Here is a 15,344-nt window from a genome sequence, read left to right as displayed (position 1 = left end):
ACACCCGGTTTGCAGAGTGCGACATGGGAAAGTCTGAACGATGCGCCAAGCGCGGTGAGTAGACTCTAAAGGTATAAAAAACTTTTTATAAATACCTTTATTGCATATTGATATCACTGACCGGGCTATCGAAACTTTCCTCCAACAAACCTCTCAAACAGCTTCAGACCGTGACTTGCAAGGCCATCACCCACAAGGACGATAATGATGAATAGCCCCTGCTCACCTGATTCGAACGAACAACTGCTGTGGCTGCTAGCGCTGCGCCGGGCCTTGGGTGGGGCTGGGTCCGCGTGAGCCCGTACCCGCGAAGTGGCCAGTGAGGCCAGCTCACCCTTCCCCGCCAGCCACAAACAAAAACGCCGACGCAAAAGCGTCGGCGTTTTCACATCACGACGAACGCATCAGAACGCAGGCAGTACCGCACCCTGGTACTTCTTGGCGATGAATTCCTTCACCTCAGGACTGGTCAGCGCCTTGGCCAGTTTCTGGATGGCCTCGCTGTTCTTGTTGTCCGGGCGGGCTACCAGGAAATTCACGTACGGCGAGTCGCTGCCCTCGATCACCAGCGCATCCTTGGCCGGGTTCAGGCCGGCTTCCAAAGCGTAGTTGGTGTTGATCATGTCCAGGTCGACCTGGTCCAGAACGCGCGGCAGCATGGCCGACTCAAGCTCGCGGAACTTCAGCTTCTTCGGGTTCTCGGCGATGTCTTTCGGAGTCGCCAGGGCGTTCTTCGGGTCTTTCAGTGTGATCAGGCCAGCCTTCTGCAGCAGCAGCAGGGCGCGACCGCTGTTGCTGCCCTCGTTAGGAATGGCAACGCTGGCGCCTTCTTTCAGCTCGCTCAGGCTTTTGACCTTCTTCGAGTAGCCACCGAACGGCTCGACGTGAACGCCTACCACCGTTTCCAGGTGGGTACCCTTGCCTTCGTTGAAGTTCTGCAGGTACGGCAGGGTCTGGAAGTAGTTGGCGTCGAGGCGCTTCTGGTCAACCTGCACGTTCGGCTGCACGTAGTCGGTGAAGACCTTGATCTGCAGGTCCACACCTTCCTTGGCCAGGGTTGGCTTGATCAGTTCAAGGATTTCGGCGTGCGGCACCGGGGTCGCGGCAACGACCAGTTTCTCGGCGGCAGATGCCAGGCCAGCGAACGACAGGGCGGCGGCCAGGGCAGTGGTCAGCAGGGTCTTCTTCATGGTGTTCCTTGTTCTGGATCTGGGCCATCGCGGATGGCGAAGTCGGGTGCCCAACCGTTTCACCGGCGGGCGTGAGGCGGACGATACCGAGATTTTTTATTCCGTAACAATATCTTTTAATTAGCTGCTTATTCCAAAAACAAACTGCCATCATCCAGTTTGCTTATTAGCTCGTCTAGCCCGCGGGTTCGGCAGGTCGAGGTCTTGTGGCAGCAGCTCGTCCGTATCGTTTACCAGCAGGGCGAAGTGGATCACGTTCTCCAGTTCACGGGTGTTGCCCGGCCAGGCATGCGCTTCCAGCACTTGCTGCGCGGCCTCGCTGATCAACGCCAGCGGGCGCTGCAAGCGCACGCTGTAGATGCCCACGAAATACTCGGCCAAAGGCAGAATATCGCCTGGCCGCTCGCGCAACGGCGGCAGTTCCAGCGCGCCCTCGCGCAGGTACTGGTAAAGGCGCTCGTTGAAGCGCCCGGCCTTCACCACCCGCGCCAGATCAATGCTGGTCGCAGCCACCAGGCGCACATCCACCGGCTGCGGTTGCTGCGCACCGACACGGGTAACCTCGCGGTTTTCCAGGGCCGCCAGCAGTTTGCCCTGGATCGCCAACGGCAAGTCGGCGATCTCGTCCAGGTACAAGGTGCCGCCATTGGCCGAACCGAACCAGCCCGCGCGGCTGCTGGCAGTGCCGCCCTGGCTGCCGGCGCTGTAACCGAACAGTTCGGCATCGGCATAGGTAGGGCTGATGGCGGCACAGTTGACCGAGACGAACAGGCCGGGGCGGTCGCTGGCCCGGTGGATCTGCCGTGCCAACAGTTCCTTGCCGGTACCGGTCTCGCCGCGAATCAGCACCGGCACCGGTTGCGGCGCCAGCTGCTCCAGGGCCTGGCGCAGCTGCTGCGAGCGCGGGTCGATGAACACCAGCGCCTTGGCACGGATGCTCAGGGGGCTCTTGTCCAGTTCAGGGAAGGTCAGCAGCGGCTGGCCGAACGGGTTTTGAAAAGTCATGACAAACTCCCGCCCCAGGCCATGGGTGGCCGGGCGTCAGGCAAACGGTGAACGGTCGGGGTCGATCAGGCGCGGCGCAATGCGCGCTGCTCGACCCGGCTTTGCAGGCGATACAGGTAGGCGAAGCCTTGTTCCCAACGCTCATGGCCGGACTTGACGTTGATGTGCCCGGCATTGCTCAGAAGGCCCGCCTCGGCACCCCAGGCCTGGGCCAGGTACAAGGCACGCGGCACGCTCACTGCCGGGTCGTTGTCGGAGCTGACCACCTGGCTGGGGAACGGCAGCGCCTGCAGCGGGATCGGCGCAAAGTTGCGCAGGGCCGGCGCGCAGGTGGGCCGCTCGACATCCGCCGGGGCCACCAGCAATGCGCCGCGCACCCGGCGCAGCAGGGCCGGGCTGGCCTGTGCGGCCCAGTGGGCGACGGTGACGCAGCCCAGGCTGTGAGCAATCAGAATCACCGGCGAGCCTTCGGCAGCAATCGCCTGCTCCAACGCCTGCACCCAGTCGCCGCGCTTTGGGGTGAGCCAGTCATGCTGCTCGACCCGGGCGCTGTTGGGCAGCGTGCGCTGCCAGTGACTCTGCCAATGGTTGTCTGGCGATCCTTGCCAGCCCGGCACAATCAGGTAACGAATCGACTCATTGCGCATGGGGACGCCTCCAGTAAGTTTGCGTGCTTGGAGACCAGTATAAGGAGGGAGTTATATCCGTAAAGGAATAAGAAGCTATTTATTAATAACCAAAATATCAAGCCAAAATTTTCTGCTGCCCGTGAAATCGAGTGCCGCCCGCGCGGCGCATCGCGGATAAATCCGCTCCTACATTTGTTTCGGGCCAGTGAGTTCTGCGCCAGCGCACGCGTATCTATGGTGTACGGCTCGATATCGAAGGGGACACACCAGGAGTGCGTACCATGGCACTGGCGTGATTGGCATGAAACAGATGTAGGAGCGGATTTATCCGCGATGCGCCGCGCGGGCGGCGCTCGATCTAATAGGCGCTGAAGCCGTTACGGCGAAAAAAAAAGGGCCAACCCCTGCCAAGAGATATGGCCCCAACGCACTTGCGAGAGTCACTTGCCTGAAGAAGGTTGAAGATTACCGTGCAGTTATTACCGCCAGTTTGCTGATGCCCGCACGCTCGATCGCCGCCATGGCCCGCGCCACTTCACCATAATTCACGCCATCGTCGGCCTGCAGCTGCACACGCACGTCGGCATCCTTGTCCTTGGCTGCCTTGAGGTTGGTTTCCAGCTGCTCCGGCTGGATCTCGTCCTTGTTGATGAACAGCTTGCCGCCACCGTCGATGCTCACCACCAGCGGGTCTTTCTGTTCCACCGGCGCCACGGCTTCGGTCTTGGGCAGGTTGATCGGGATGGCGTTGGTCAGCAGCGGAGCGGTGACGATGAACACCACCAGCAGCACCAGCATGACGTCCACCAACGGCGTGACGTTGATTTCACTGAGGACTTCGTCGCTGTCCTGGGTCGAAAAGGCCATATCAGGACGCCTCCTTCACCGGCTGGGTGAAGCCGGCCTGGGCCTTGTGCACGGCAGGGTGCACCAGCACGCGGAAGGCACTCTTCTGCGCCAGGCTGTAGAAATCGTGGGCGAAGTCATCCAGGTCGGCCGCCGTCAGCTTGAGGCGGCGCAGGAAGTAGTTGTAGACCAGCACCGCCGGCACCGCGACGGCGATACCCACGCCGGTGGCGACCAGCGCGGCACCAATCGGGCCGGCGACGGTTTCCAGGCTGGCGGAGCCGGCCGCACTGATGCCCTTGAGCGCTTCCATGATGCCCCACACGGTACCGAACAGGCCGATGAAGGGCGAAGTGCTGCCGATACTGGCGACCACCGCCAGCCCGGTTTCCAGCGAACGGCGTTCACGCACGATTTGCTGGCGCAGGGCACGCTCGAGGCGGTCCTGGTGGTTGATGGCGTGGCTCAGGTCGCTGGCCTGGCTATCCCCGACAGCGATGGCGGCGTAGCCAGACTGGGCAACGCGGGCAGCCGGGCCAGGCAGCTCGTGGCTGAGCTCGGCGGCCGAGTCCAGGCTTGAGGCCGCCCAGAACTGCTGGTGGAAGCGCTTGTCCTGATGCTTGAGCCGCACGAACTGCGCGACCTTGACCAGGGCCAAGCCCCAGGTGGCAACGGAAAAACCGACCAGCAGCCAGATGACTGCGCTTTCAACGGATTCGAGGGGGGATGCCAGCAGGCTCATGATGGTGTCTTCCTGTGTTCTGCGAAAAAAGTTAGCGAAGCTTGAAATCGATCGGCACGCTGACCCAGCCGGCCTGGGCTACGTCGCCCTGCTTGGCGGGGACGAAGCTCCAACGCTTGACTGCGGCCAGCGCAGCGGCGTCCAGGGCGTCGCGGCCGCTGCTCTTCTGGACCTGGATCTGCCCCGGCTTGCCGCTGGGCAGCACCTCGACGCGCAGCAGCACGGTGCCTTCCCAGCCACGGCGCTGAGCCATCTGCGGGTACTCCGGCGCCGGGTTCTTCAGGTACGCGGCGTTGGCCGATGGCGGCGTGACCGGCGCCGGCGCGGGTGGCGCGGGCGGTGCAGGGGCAGCGACCGGCGCAGGTGGTGGCGCCTCGACCGGCTTGGGCTGCGGCTTGGGTGGTTGCTTGGCGACCGGTTTGGGCACGGGCTTTGGCTTCGGCTTGGGCTTGGCGGCCAACTCGTCGATCACCGGGGGCGGGGGCTCGACCACCGGCGGGGCCGGGGCTGGCGGTGGCGGTTGCACCACCGGCGGCGCGGGCGCGGCAAATTCGATGGTCATGGGCGGAATCTGTGGTGGCACCACGGGCAGCGCAGGCGTGGGGGCCTGGCTTACCCAGTAGGCGGCGGCACCGTGCAGGGCCAGTACCAGCAGGCCCAGCGCCAGCTTGTCGCGGCGCTTGAGGCCACTGACCGGCGTGCGTTGCAGGCGCAGCTGGCCCAGTGGCAGGCGAAGTGTCCGTCCAAGCTCGACCAGGTCACCCGGTGCCGGGCGCCATGGCTGGTCGTAGGCCCTGACGGCCGACTGGACATTACCCATTGATCAAACTCCTGGGGTTCTTGATTCAGGTGTGTGGCTGAATCATCGGGGGCAGGGGCTTAGCGCTGAAAGTAATGTTTAAAATTAAAGTTAGATCATTTTTGAATATCTATTTTGCAAGGCTGGCTCTAGCCCGCGGGTTTCGCGGGGTGCGCTTTCAAGGTGTCAGGGTGATGCTTTGCGGGCATATGAAATATTCGCGTAAGGCATCAGATTGTCGCGAGGGCTTGGCCCTCGTTGCGCGGCACAAGGCCGTTCCTACGCGGGATCGCGCACGCTTGCAGGCAATAAAAAACCCGGAACTGTGTCCGGGTTTTCATCGATCAGGATGGCTTAGATATCCGCCACCTTCTGCCAGACCTTCGGCCGGAAGAACAGCGTCTCCCCACGCGCCAGCCCGGTGAGGCTGTCGTGATCCTTGACCACCTCGGCCTCGATCAACTCGCTCTGCCCTTCCACCTTCAAGGTCACCCGCGTGGTCGCGCCCAGCGGGCGTATATCGCGTACCTCGGCCGCATGGTGCCCTTCGGTCTCATGACGCGACAGAGACACCTCATGCGGGCGGAACAGCACGTGCTGCCCCTCGCTCAAGGCCAGGCGGTTGGAGTCGCCGAGGAAGTGGTAGACGAAATCGTTGGCCGGCTGCTCGTACACCTCGCCTGGCGAGCCGATCTGCTCGATCACGCCCTTGTTCATCACCACGATGCGGTCGGCCACTTCCATGGCTTCTTCCTGGTCGTGGGTAACGAACACCGAGGTCAGGTTGATGTCTTCGTGCAGCCGCGCCAGCCAGCGGCGCAGCTCCTTGCGCACTTTGGCGTCGAGCGCACCGAACGGCTCATCGAGCAGCAGCACCTTGGGCTCAACCGCCAGGGCGCGGGCCAGGGCGATACGCTGACGCTGGCCACCGGACAGTTGCTCGGGGTAGCGGTCGGACAGCCAGTCCAGCTGCACCATGTTCAGCAGTTCGTGGACCTTTTCGGCGATCTTGCTCTCGCTCGGGCGCTCACCCTTGGGCTTCATGCGCAGGCCGAAGGCGACGTTGTCGAACACGCTCATGTGGCGGAACAACGCATAGTGCTGAAACACGAAGCCGACGTTGCGATCGCGCACGTCGTGGCCGGACACGTCCTCGCCATGGAACACGATGTTGCCCTGGTCCGGGGTTTCCAGGCCGGCAATGATGCGCAGCAGGGTGGTCTTGCCGCAACCGGACGGGCCAAGCAGGGCCACCAGCTCGCCGCTGTTGATGTCCAGGTTGATAGCGTTCAGGGCCTGGAAGCTGTTGAAGCGCTTGCTGACATTACGAACTTCGATCGACATGAATCATTCCTCCGCGGCGCTGTGGCGCAGGCGGTTAATACGGTTCTCGCTCCACTGCTTGAGCAGCAGGATGAAGAGCGCCAGGATCAGCAACAGGCTGGCCACGCTGAAGGCCGCGACGTGGTTGTACTCGTTGTAGAGGATCTCTACGTGCAGCGGCAAGGTGTTGGTCACGCCACGGATATGGCCCGACACCACCGACACTGCGCCAAACTCGCCCATGGCCCGCGCGGTGCACAGCACCACGCCATAGATCAGGCCCCACTTGATGTTCGGCAAGGTCACGTGCCAGAACATCTGCCAGCCATTGGCGCCGAGCAGGCGCGCGGCCTCCTCTTCCTGCGTGCCCTGCTCCTGCATCAGCGGGATCAGCTCACGGGCGACAAACGGCACGGTGACGAAGATGGTCGCCAGGACGATGCCCGGCAAGGCGAAGACGATCTGGATGTCGTGGTCCTGCAGCCATGGCCCGAACAGGCCTTGCGCGCCGAACATCAGCACGTAGACCAGGCCGGCGATGACCGGCGACACCGAGAACGGCAGGTCGATCAGGGTCACCAGGATGCTCTTGCCACGGAAGCTGTACTTGCTCACGCACCAGGCGGCGCTGACGCCGAACACTAGGTTCAGTGGCACCGAGATGACCACGGCGAGCAAGGTCAGCTTCAGCGCCGACAAGGCATCAGGCTCGAAGATCGCCTCGAAGAAGGTGCCAAAGCCGTTCTTCAGCGCCTGCGATACCACGATCACCAGCGGCAGCAGCAGGAACAGCGCGAACACCAGCCAGCCAAGGCCGATCAGGATGCGCCGCGAAGTGGCGCTGCCACGCCGGGCGGCATTGGCGGCGGCGCTTGCACTCAGGGTTGAACTGGACATGCGGCCTCCTTCAAGGGGTTTCGATGCGGCGCTGCAGCAGGTTGATCAGCAGCAGCAGGATGAAGGAAACCACCAGCATCAAGACGCCGATGGCGGTCGCGCCGGTGTAGTCGTACTGGTCGAGCTTGACCATGATCAGCAACGGCAGGATCTCGGTCTTCATCGGCATGTTGCCGGCAATGAAGATCACCGAACCGTACTCGCCAACGCCACGGGCGAAGGCCAGGGCAAAGCCGGTGAGCCAGGCGGGCAGCAGCGCTGGGGCGAGGATGTAGCGGAACACCTGCAAAGGCTTCGCGCCCAGGCAGGCAGCCGCTTCTTCGACTTCACGCGGGATGTCCGCCAGCACCGGCTGAACTGTGCGCACCACGAACGGCAGGGTGACGAAGGTCAGCGCCAGGGTGATGCCCAGCGGTGTGTAGGCGATCTTGAAGCCCAGGTCGGTGGCGAACTGGCCAACCCAGCCCGCAGGCGCATACAGGGCGGTCAGGGCAATACCGGCAACGGCGGTGGGCAGGGCGAACGGCAGGTCGATCATCGCGTCGATGATCTTGCGCCCGGGGAAGGTGTAACGCACCAGTACCCAGGCCAGTAGAGTGCCGATCACACCGTTGATGATGGCGGCGAACAGGGCAGTGCCGAAGCTCAGCTTGAGCGCGGCGATCACCCGCGGCGCACTGATGACGTTCCAGAACTGCTCGAAGGTCAGCTGCGAGGCATGGATGAACATGGCCGCCAGCGGTATCAGCACGATCAGGCTGAGATACACCAAGGTGTAACCCAGCGTCAGCCCGAAGCCGGGTATGACGGGGGAAATACGACGTGACATAAATATCCCTGGTTGAACGCACGAAGCCCCGGGTATGCCGGGGCGGTACAGGACTCTCAATCTTGGGGCTGCCTTGCAGCCCTTTCGCGACACAAGGCCGCTCCTACAGACGATCGCGTATCCCTTGTAGAAGCGGCCCCGCTTTTCCTTGGCCCTTACTGTGCCTGATAGATCTGGTCGAACACACCGCCATCATTGAAGAATTTCGGTTGTGCAGTTTTCCAGCCACCGAAGTCCTTGTCGATGGTCACCAGGTCCAGTTTCGGGAACTGCTTGCCGAATTCGGCAGCAACCTTCTCGTCACGCGGGCGGTAGAAGTTCTCGGCGGCGATCTTCTGGCCAGCCGGGCTGTACAGGTGCTTGAGGTATTCCTCGGCAATCGCTTCGTTGCCCTTCTTCTCGGCGTTCTTGTCGACCACCGCCACCGGCGGCTCGGCAAGGATCGACAGCGACGGCACGACGATGTCGAACTTGTCGGCGCCACCGTCTTCCTTCAGTGCCAGGAAGGCTTCGTTTTCCCAGGCCAGCAGCACGTCGCCCTGGCCGTTGTTGACGAAGGTGATGGTCGAGCCACGGGCACCGGTATCCAGCACTGGCACGTGCTTGAACAGCTCCTGCACGTAGGCCTTGGCCTTGTCTTCGCTGCCGCCGGTTTTCAGGCCGTAGGCCCAGGCTGCCAGGAAGTTCCAGCGGGCACCGCCGGAGGTTTTCGGGTTGGGAGTGATGACCGACACGTCCTTCTTGATCAGGTCGCCCCAGTCCTTGATGCCTTTCGGGTTGCCCTTGCGCACCAGGAACACGATGGTCGAGGTGTAAGGCGTGCTGGCGTTGGGCAGGCGGGTCTGCCAGTTTTCCGGCAGGGTCTTGCCGAGCTTGGCGATTTCGTCGATGTCACCGGCCAGGGCCAGGGTCACCACGTCGGCGCGCAGGCCATCGATCACTGCACGGCCCTGCTTGCCCGAGCCACCGTGGGATTGCTGGATCTTGACCTTGTCGCCCGGGTGAGCCTGCTGCCAGTGCTTGATGAATTCAGCGTTGTACTGCTGATACAACTCACGGGTCGGGTCGTAGGACACGTTCAGCAGTTCGTAGTCCTTGGCAATGGCGGAACCGGCAAAAACAGCACTGGCCAGCGCGGCGAGCGCATAACGGCGGATGGACATGGTGAAGCTCCCGATTGGCATTTTTCTCGTTTTGAAGGGTGTGGCGCGAATCAGCCGGCCTTGTTGCCAGGCTGTTGCAGGCGGAACTTCTCCTTGCGTTCGATCTGCACGACCTGGGCGTTGTGCACGGTGATTTCCACCGCACCGAAACGCAGGTCGCGCAGGGCGCTCTGGATCTCACGCAGAATGGTGGCTTCGTCCTGACCGTCGATGCTACGCAGCGATGCACTCATGCTCGTTCTCCTTGGAGTGAGGGTGCCGGGCTGAGGTATGAAGGGGTTTGCGCCTGGCTTGAGGGCAATAGTAGTGAGGCTGAGTTATTCTTAAAAATACTGTTTAAGAATGTTTATATAACCAAAATAAAAGACTCAACCTGAAGACAACAAAAGGCCCTGTGGGAGCGGGTTTAGCCGCGAATGCGGCGGTAGTTCCACCATCGCATTCGCGGGTAAACCCGCTCCCACAGGGCTTGGTGCAGGGTTTCAGGATTCTTTCTGTGGCTCGCGGATCTTGTACCAGGCCACATACAGCGCCGGCAGGAACAGCAGCGTCAGCAGGGTCGCGACAATGATCCCGCCGATCATGGCGTAGGCCATCGGCCCCCAGAACACTTCGCGGGCAATCGGGATCATGCCCAGGCTGGCTGCCGCCGCGGTCAGCAGGATCGGTCGGCGCCGGTGGTTGGTGGCCTCCACCACCGCATCCCACGGCGACAAGCCCTGGGCCGTGAACTCGTCGATCTGGGTCACCAGGATCACCGAGTTACGAATGATGATGCCCGCCAGCGCAAGGATGCCGAGAATCGCCACAAAGCCCATTGGCGTACCCGTCGGCACCAGCGCGAGCACCACACCGATCAGCCCCAACGGCGCCACGCTGACCACCAGCAACAGCTTCTGCACGCTGTGCAGCTGAATCATCAGGAAGGTCGCCATCAGGAACAACATCAGCGGAATCACCTTGCGGATCGGCCCTTGGGCCTTGGCGCTCTCCTCCACGGTACCGCCAGTGGCCACTTCGAAGCCCACGGGCAGCTTGCTGGCGAACGCGTCGATCTTCGGCTTCAGCTGGGCCACCAGGTCGGTAGGCTGAATTTCACCGTTGACCGAGGCCTTGATGGTAATGGTCGGCTTGCGGTCGCGGCGCCATACCAGTGGCTGTTCCAGCTCGTAACGCACAGTGGCGAACGACAGCAGCGGGATCGAGGTGCCGTTGGGGGTGAGAATCTGCAGGTTCTGCAGGGTATCGGGCGAACCGCGCTCGCTGTCCTCGGCGCGGGCGACCACGTCGACCAGGTAGATATTGTCGTTGACCTGAGTGATTTCCACGCCGCTGACAATGCTGTTCATCACGTTGGCCACGTCTTCCGACGACAACCCCAGCTGGCGTGCCTTGTCCTGGGCGATTTCCACGCGCAGCACCTTGCCGGGTTCGTTCCAGTCGTAGATCATCTCGCCGATGTGCTCGTTCTGGTCGAGCAAGCTGGCCAGGTCGATGGCGTGCTTGCGCACCTCGTCGATGTTGGCACCGCTGACCCGGTACTGGATCGGCCGGCCCACCGGCGGGCCCATCTCCAGCGATTGCACGTTGGTGCCGATGCCGACGAACTCTTCGTGCAGGATCTTCTGCAGGCGCTGCATCATGCCATTGCGCGCTTCGAAGCCCTTGCTGACGATCACCAGCTGCGCGTAGTACGGGTTCTGCAACTGCTGGTCGAGGGGCAGATAAAAGCGAATGGCGCCCTGGCCGATGTAAGTGCTCCAGTGCACCAGGTCCGGATCATCCTTGATCCGAGCTTCGAAGCGGTCGACCACCTTGCGGGTTTCCTCGATCGAGGCGTTCTGCGGCAGGTTGAGGTCGACGAGGATTTCCGGGCGGTCCGATGAAGGGAAGAACTGGTTCTGCACAAAGCGCTCGCAGAAAATCGCCAGGGCGAACAACAGCACGGTGCCGATGATGGTCAGCCAGCGATTGCGCATGCACCATAGCAGGCCATGCTCGAAGGCCCGGCCGACGCGCCCCGGCTCGGCCTCATGGGCCTTGAGCTTGGAGCTGCTGAGAATATGCACGCCCAGCACCGGGGCGAAGAACACCGCCACTACCCACGACACCATCAGCGCCACCGCAATCACTGCGAACAGCGTGTAGGTGTATTCACCAGCAGAGCTGGCGTTGAGGCCGATGGGCACGAAGCCGGCAACCGTGACCAATGTACCGGTGAGCATGGGGAACGCCGTCGAGGTATAGGCGAACGTGGCCGCCTGCTCCTTGCTCTCGCCCATTTCCAGGCGTGTGACCATCACCTCGACCGTGATCATCGCGTCATCCACCAGCAGGCCAAGGGCGATGATCAGCGCCCCCAGCGAAATCCGCTGCATGGTGATGCCGCTGTATTCCATGAACACGAATACCATCGCCAGCACCAGTGGTATCGAGCAGGCCACCACCAGGCCGGCGCGCACACCAAGGCTGACGAAGCTCACCGCCAGCACGATCACCACCGCTTCGAACAGCGCGCTGGTGAAGCCGCCGACCGCCTGCTTGACCACCACGGCCTGGTCCGAAACGGTGTGCACGCCGACGCCGATCGGCAGGTCTTCGATCACCCGGTCCATGCGCTTTTTCAGCGCCGCGCCAAAGACCTGCATGTTGCCACCGGCCTTCATGCCGATGGCCAGGCCAATGGCGGTCTGGCCGTTGTAGCGGAACATCGGTGATGGCGGGTCGACGTAGCCGCGCTGGATATCGGCGATGTCGGCCAGGCGGAAGAAGCGGTCGTTGATCTTCAGGTTGACGGTCTTCAGGTCCTTTTCCGAAGCAAACTGCCCGGTGGTGCGCACCGAAATGCGTTCAGGTCCGGCCTCGATCACACCGGCCGGGGTCACCGCGTTCTGCGATTGCAGGGCCTGCATGACCTGGCGCTGGTCGATGCCCAGAGCGGCCAGTTTGCGGGTCGAGAAGTTCAGGTACAGCACCTCGTCCTGGGTGCCGATCAGTTCGATCTTGCCGATGTTGGGCACATCGCGCACCTCGGCCCGCGCCTGTTCCACGTAGTCACGCAGCTGGCGCAGGGTGAGGCCGTCGGCGGTGAAGGCGTAGACCGAGCCGAACACGTCGCCGAATTCATCGTTGAAACCAGGCCCCTGGATGCCTGCGGGGAACTCGCCGCGGATGTCCTGGATCTTCTTGCGCACCTGGTACCAGATTTCCGGGATGTCCTTGGCCTTGGTGGTGTCGCGCAGGTACACATACACCGTGGACTCGCCCGGGCGGGTGTAGCTCTTGGTGTAGTCGAGGGAATCGAGCTCCTCGAGCTTCTTCTCGATGCGGTCGGTGACCTGGTAAAGCGTTTCGTCCTGGGTCGCGCCAGGCCAGCGGGTCTGGATCACCATGGTCTTGATGGTGAACGAGGGGTCCTCCTCACGGCCAAGGTTGAAGTACGAAAAAATGCCCATCAGCAGGCCGACGAACATCAGGTACCAGACGAACGATTGATGCTTGAGCGCCCATTCGGACAGGTTGAAGCTTCCTTTCATTGCGCATCCTCGTCGAAGGTGACCTTCTGGCCAGGCTTGAGGCTGTTCACGCCCGCAGTCACCACGCGCTCGCCAGGCTGCACGCCCGAGGCCAGGACAATGCTGTCGGCAGTACGGTCGATCAGGGTGACGTCACGGGTGCCCACAGTCTTCTGCTGGGTGTCGATCACCCAGACCTGCGTCTTGCCGTCACGCTCGAGCAGGGCACTCAAAGGCAGCTCGCTGCGCGGGGACACTTCCGAGCTCAGGGTCACACTGATCGCAGTGCCCAGGTGGAAAGCTGCCGGCGTGCTTGCCAGGGTCAGGCGGGCGCGGCGGGTGCGGGTGGCAGCGTCGGCCTGGGGCTCCAGTTCGCGCAGGCTGGCGGTGGTGTTGATGGTCGGGTCGAGTTGCAAGGCGACGGTGAAGGTCAGGTCTTTGTTCAACTGCTCGGCCAGGCCGATGGGCAGGTCGATCACCGCTTCCTTCACGTCTGGCCGAGCCAGGGTGACCACGGCTTGGCCTGCAGTAACGGTCTGCCCGGCTTCGGCCTGCCAGGCGGTGATAACCGCAGCGTGGTCAGTGCGCAAGGTGCTGTAGTCGAGCTGGTCACGGGCCTGGCTGAGCGCGGAGCGCGCCTGCTCCAGCGCCGCACTGGTGGTTTTCAGGTTGGTCTGGGCGATATCCAGCTGGGCCTGGGCGCCCACACCACGGTCATACAGCTGTTGCTGGCGACGGGCATCGGCCTGGGCGTTGATCCACTGTGCCTGCACCTTGGCCAGGTCGCCTTCGGCGGCGCGCAACTGGTTCTGCTGGTCGGTAGGGTCGAGCGTGGCCAGGGTATCGCCCGGCTTGACCTGTGCGCCCACATCCAGCCAACGCCGAGCTATGCGCCCGCCAACCCGGAAGCCCAAGGTACTTTCGAAGCGCGCCTCGATAAGCCCGGCAAAGCGCCCCAGCTGCGACTGCACCTGTGGCTCGACCTTGACCGACAACACTGGCCGGATCGGCTCGGGGGCTTCTTCCTCGCTACCGCAGGCGGCCAGCAGCATGCCGGCCGACAGCATCAGCAGCAGGCGCTTCATAGCTCACCCCCTTGGGCCTTGGCTTCGATCTTCTGTACCTGCATGCCCGGGTGCAGCAGTTGCCCACCATTGACCACCACGGTCTCGCCAGCCTTCAGGCCGCTGGCGACCACGATCTTGCCGGTCAGGTAGCGGCTGACTTCGACCTTGCGCAATTCGACCTTGTCGCCCTCGCCCACCACCCAGACAGCAGGTTCATGCAACGCCTTGGTCAATGCCGACCAGGGCAACTCGATGCTCGGCCGCCCCACCGCATTGGTGCTTGCAGTGACCGGCGCGCCCAGCTGCATGCCTGGCGGCACGTCCTTCAGCGCTACCTTGACCTGCACCGTGCCGCTTTGCGCCGACACGGTGGGGGTAATTTCGCGGACAAAGCCGTGAGCCTGGACCTTGGGGTCGTCCAGCAGGCTGACGATGACACCGACATCGCTCGGCGGCGCCACCAACAGCGATTCGTAGACGTTGAACACGGCATCGCGGTCGCCGTCACGGGCAAGGCTGAAAATCGGCATGGTCGCCTGAACCACTTGGCCGACTTCGGCCTGACGCTGGGTGATCACACCATCGGCTTCGGACACCAGCGCGGTGTAGCTGAGTTGTTCGTTGGCATTGGCCAATTGCGCCTGGGCGGCCTTGAGCGCGCTCTGGTTGCTGCGCAGCGCGGCTTCGGCGGAATCGTATTCGCTCTGGCTGGTGTAGCCCTTGGGCAGCAGTTTCTGCTGGCGCACGAAGGCGGCGCTGGTCTGGGTGACCCGCGCCTGCGCGGCGAACACCTCGGCCTTGGCCGAGTCGACATTGTTCTGCAGGTCTTTCGGGTCTAGCCGCGCCAGCACCTGGTTGGCCTTGACGTGGTCACCGACGTCGACGCTGCGGGAAATGATCTTGCCGCCCACGCGGAACGACAGGTCGGTCTGCACCCGCGCCTGCACGTCGCCGGTCAGGGTGACCCTGGCAGCGAAATCGGTGGGCTGGACCTGCTGCACACCTACACGTGGCAGTGTCTCGGGTACCTCTTCCTTGCTACAGCCGGTGAGCATGTACAGCAGCCCCAGGCAAATGACCGACAGGGGACGCATCAACGTCATGCAGGCTCCTTGCTTGCGCGCAAATGATTCGTGGGATGCGACTGTCAGCGTAGTTCAGGGTTCGATAAACATCACTGGTAAGGAACAACCGGGCATTCAGCGGCGCTGTGCGGGCCTCTTCGCGGGTGAACCCGCTCCCACAAGTGCAGCATGGACTTTAAGGCGGGCGCTTGGCTTGTGGGTGGCTGTACCGGCCCTTTCGCGGGTGAACCCGCTCCCACAAGTGCAGCATGGAC

14 protein-coding genes are annotated in these 15,344 nt (G+C 62.7%); all 14 read right to left on the bottom strand.

Annotation, left to right across the window (positions count from 1 at the left end; all coding sequences use genetic code 11):
- Positions 1-404: 404 nt before the first annotated feature.
- Positions 405-1,190: a MetQ/NlpA family ABC transporter substrate-binding protein gene (locus H040_RS15225; protein WP_027920911.1), complete on the bottom strand. Its 786-nt coding sequence runs from the start codon at positions 1,188-1,190 to the stop codon at positions 405-407.
- Between the two features lie 150 nt (positions 1,191-1,340).
- The gene (locus H040_RS15220; protein WP_027920910.1) at positions 1,341-2,195 is read right to left on the bottom strand and encodes a sigma 54-interacting transcriptional regulator; all 855 of its coding nucleotides are present in this window, start codon (positions 2,193-2,195) and stop codon (positions 1,341-1,343) included.
- Between the two features lie 65 nt (positions 2,196-2,260).
- On the bottom strand, positions 2,261-2,842 hold the full coding sequence (locus H040_RS15215; RefSeq protein WP_027920909.1) for an alpha/beta hydrolase: 582 nt from the start codon (positions 2,840-2,842) through the stop codon (positions 2,261-2,263).
- 447 nt (positions 2,843-3,289) lie between these two features.
- Positions 3,290-3,691 carry an ExbD/TolR family protein gene (locus H040_RS15210; RefSeq protein ID WP_027920908.1) on the bottom strand — a complete coding sequence of 134 codons (402 nt, stop codon included), beginning with the start codon at positions 3,689-3,691 and terminating at the stop codon, positions 3,290-3,292.
- Position 3,692: 1 nt separating this feature from the next.
- Positions 3,693-4,412, bottom strand: a complete 720-nt coding sequence (locus tag H040_RS15205) for a MotA/TolQ/ExbB proton channel family protein (protein WP_027920907.1) — start codon at positions 4,410-4,412, stop codon at positions 3,693-3,695.
- A 31-nt stretch (positions 4,413-4,443) separates the two neighbouring features.
- Entirely contained in the window at positions 4,444-5,232 is a 789-nt protein-coding gene (locus tag H040_RS15200) for an energy transducer TonB (protein ID WP_027920906.1), read from the bottom strand.
- Positions 5,233-5,565: 333 nt separating this feature from the next.
- Positions 5,566-6,555, bottom strand: coding sequence for a sulfate/molybdate ABC transporter ATP-binding protein (locus tag H040_RS15195; RefSeq protein ID WP_027920905.1), 990 nt, complete (start codon positions 6,553-6,555; stop codon positions 5,566-5,568).
- 3 nt (positions 6,556-6,558) lie between these two features.
- Positions 6,559-7,431, bottom strand: a complete 873-nt coding sequence (gene cysW / locus H040_RS15190; protein WP_027920904.1) for a sulfate ABC transporter permease subunit CysW — start codon at positions 7,429-7,431, stop codon at positions 6,559-6,561.
- A gap of 10 nt (positions 7,432-7,441) precedes the next feature.
- Entirely contained in the window at positions 7,442-8,260 is an 819-nt protein-coding gene (gene cysT, locus H040_RS15185; RefSeq protein WP_027920903.1) for a sulfate ABC transporter permease subunit CysT, read from the bottom strand.
- A gap of 155 nt (positions 8,261-8,415) precedes the next feature.
- The gene (locus tag H040_RS15180; RefSeq protein WP_027920902.1) at positions 8,416-9,423 is read right to left on the bottom strand and encodes a sulfate ABC transporter substrate-binding protein; all 1,008 of its coding nucleotides are present in this window, start codon (positions 9,421-9,423) and stop codon (positions 8,416-8,418) included.
- 50 nt (positions 9,424-9,473) lie between these two features.
- Positions 9,474-9,656, bottom strand: coding sequence for a sulfur starvation response protein OscA (gene oscA / locus H040_RS15175; RefSeq protein ID WP_016712582.1), 183 nt, complete (start codon positions 9,654-9,656; stop codon positions 9,474-9,476).
- Between the two features lie 249 nt (positions 9,657-9,905).
- The gene (locus tag H040_RS15170; RefSeq protein ID WP_027920901.1) at positions 9,906-12,959 is read right to left on the bottom strand and encodes an efflux RND transporter permease subunit; all 3,054 of its coding nucleotides are present in this window, start codon (positions 12,957-12,959) and stop codon (positions 9,906-9,908) included.
- Complete coding sequence (locus H040_RS15165; RefSeq protein ID WP_027920900.1) at positions 12,956-14,023, bottom strand: efflux RND transporter periplasmic adaptor subunit; 1,068 nt, start codon at positions 14,021-14,023, stop codon at positions 12,956-12,958. The genes H040_RS15170 and H040_RS15165 overlap by 4 nt, the downstream gene beginning before the upstream one ends.
- Positions 14,020-15,108 carry an efflux RND transporter periplasmic adaptor subunit gene (locus H040_RS15160; RefSeq protein ID WP_027920899.1) on the bottom strand — a complete coding sequence of 363 codons (1,089 nt, stop codon included), beginning with the start codon at positions 15,106-15,108 and terminating at the stop codon, positions 14,020-14,022. Before H040_RS15160 ends, H040_RS15165 begins: the two co-directional genes overlap by 4 nt.
- Between the last annotated feature and the right edge of the window lie 236 nt (positions 15,109-15,344).

This window comes from Pseudomonas sp. URMO17WK12:I7 (assembly GCF_003269045.1).
GTDB classification, from domain to species: Bacteria; Pseudomonadota; Gammaproteobacteria; order Pseudomonadales; family Pseudomonadaceae; genus Aquipseudomonas; species Aquipseudomonas putida_J.
Note: the sequence above shows the minus strand (reverse complement) of the source record. Positions and strands in the feature narration are given on the sequence as shown.

Excerpts from the sequence above, each read along its gene's own strand:
- H040_RS15180 (WP_027920902.1), bottom strand. The coding sequence starts at position 9,423 with ATGTCCATCCGCCGTTATGCGCTCGCCGCGCTGGCCAGTGCTGTTTTT.
- H040_RS15195 (WP_027920905.1), bottom strand. The coding sequence starts at position 6,555 with ATGTCGATCGAAGTTCGTAATGTCAGCAAGCGCTTCAACAGCTTCCAG.
- H040_RS15210 (WP_027920908.1), bottom strand. The coding sequence starts at position 3,691 with ATGGCCTTTTCGACCCAGGACAGCGACGAAGTCCTCAGTGAAATCAAC.
- H040_RS15200 (WP_027920906.1), bottom strand. The coding sequence starts at position 5,232 with ATGGGTAATGTCCAGTCGGCCGTCAGGGCCTACGACCAGCCATGGCGC.
- H040_RS15215 (WP_027920909.1), bottom strand. The coding sequence starts at position 2,842 with ATGCGCAATGAGTCGATTCGTTACCTGATTGTGCCGGGCTGGCAAGGA.
- H040_RS15170 (WP_027920901.1), bottom strand. The coding sequence starts at position 12,959 with ATGAAAGGAAGCTTCAACCTGTCCGAATGGGCGCTCAAGCATCAATCG.
- H040_RS15205 (WP_027920907.1), bottom strand. The coding sequence starts at position 4,412 with ATGAGCCTGCTGGCATCCCCCCTCGAATCCGTTGAAAGCGCAGTCATC.
- H040_RS15225 (WP_027920911.1), bottom strand. The coding sequence starts at position 1,190 with ATGAAGAAGACCCTGCTGACCACTGCCCTGGCCGCCGCCCTGTCGTTC.
- oscA (WP_016712582.1), bottom strand. The coding sequence starts at position 9,656 with ATGAGTGCATCGCTGCGTAGCATCGACGGTCAGGACGAAGCCACCATT.
- cysT (WP_027920903.1), bottom strand. The coding sequence starts at position 8,260 with ATGTCACGTCGTATTTCCCCCGTCATACCCGGCTTCGGGCTGACGCTG.
- H040_RS15165 (WP_027920900.1), bottom strand. The coding sequence starts at position 14,023 with ATGAAGCGCCTGCTGCTGATGCTGTCGGCCGGCATGCTGCTGGCCGCC.
- H040_RS15160 (WP_027920899.1), bottom strand. The coding sequence starts at position 15,108 with ATGACGTTGATGCGTCCCCTGTCGGTCATTTGCCTGGGGCTGCTGTAC.
- H040_RS15220 (WP_027920910.1), bottom strand. The coding sequence starts at position 2,195 with ATGACTTTTCAAAACCCGTTCGGCCAGCCGCTGCTGACCTTCCCTGAA.
- cysW (WP_027920904.1), bottom strand. The coding sequence starts at position 7,431 with ATGTCCAGTTCAACCCTGAGTGCAAGCGCCGCCGCCAATGCCGCCCGG.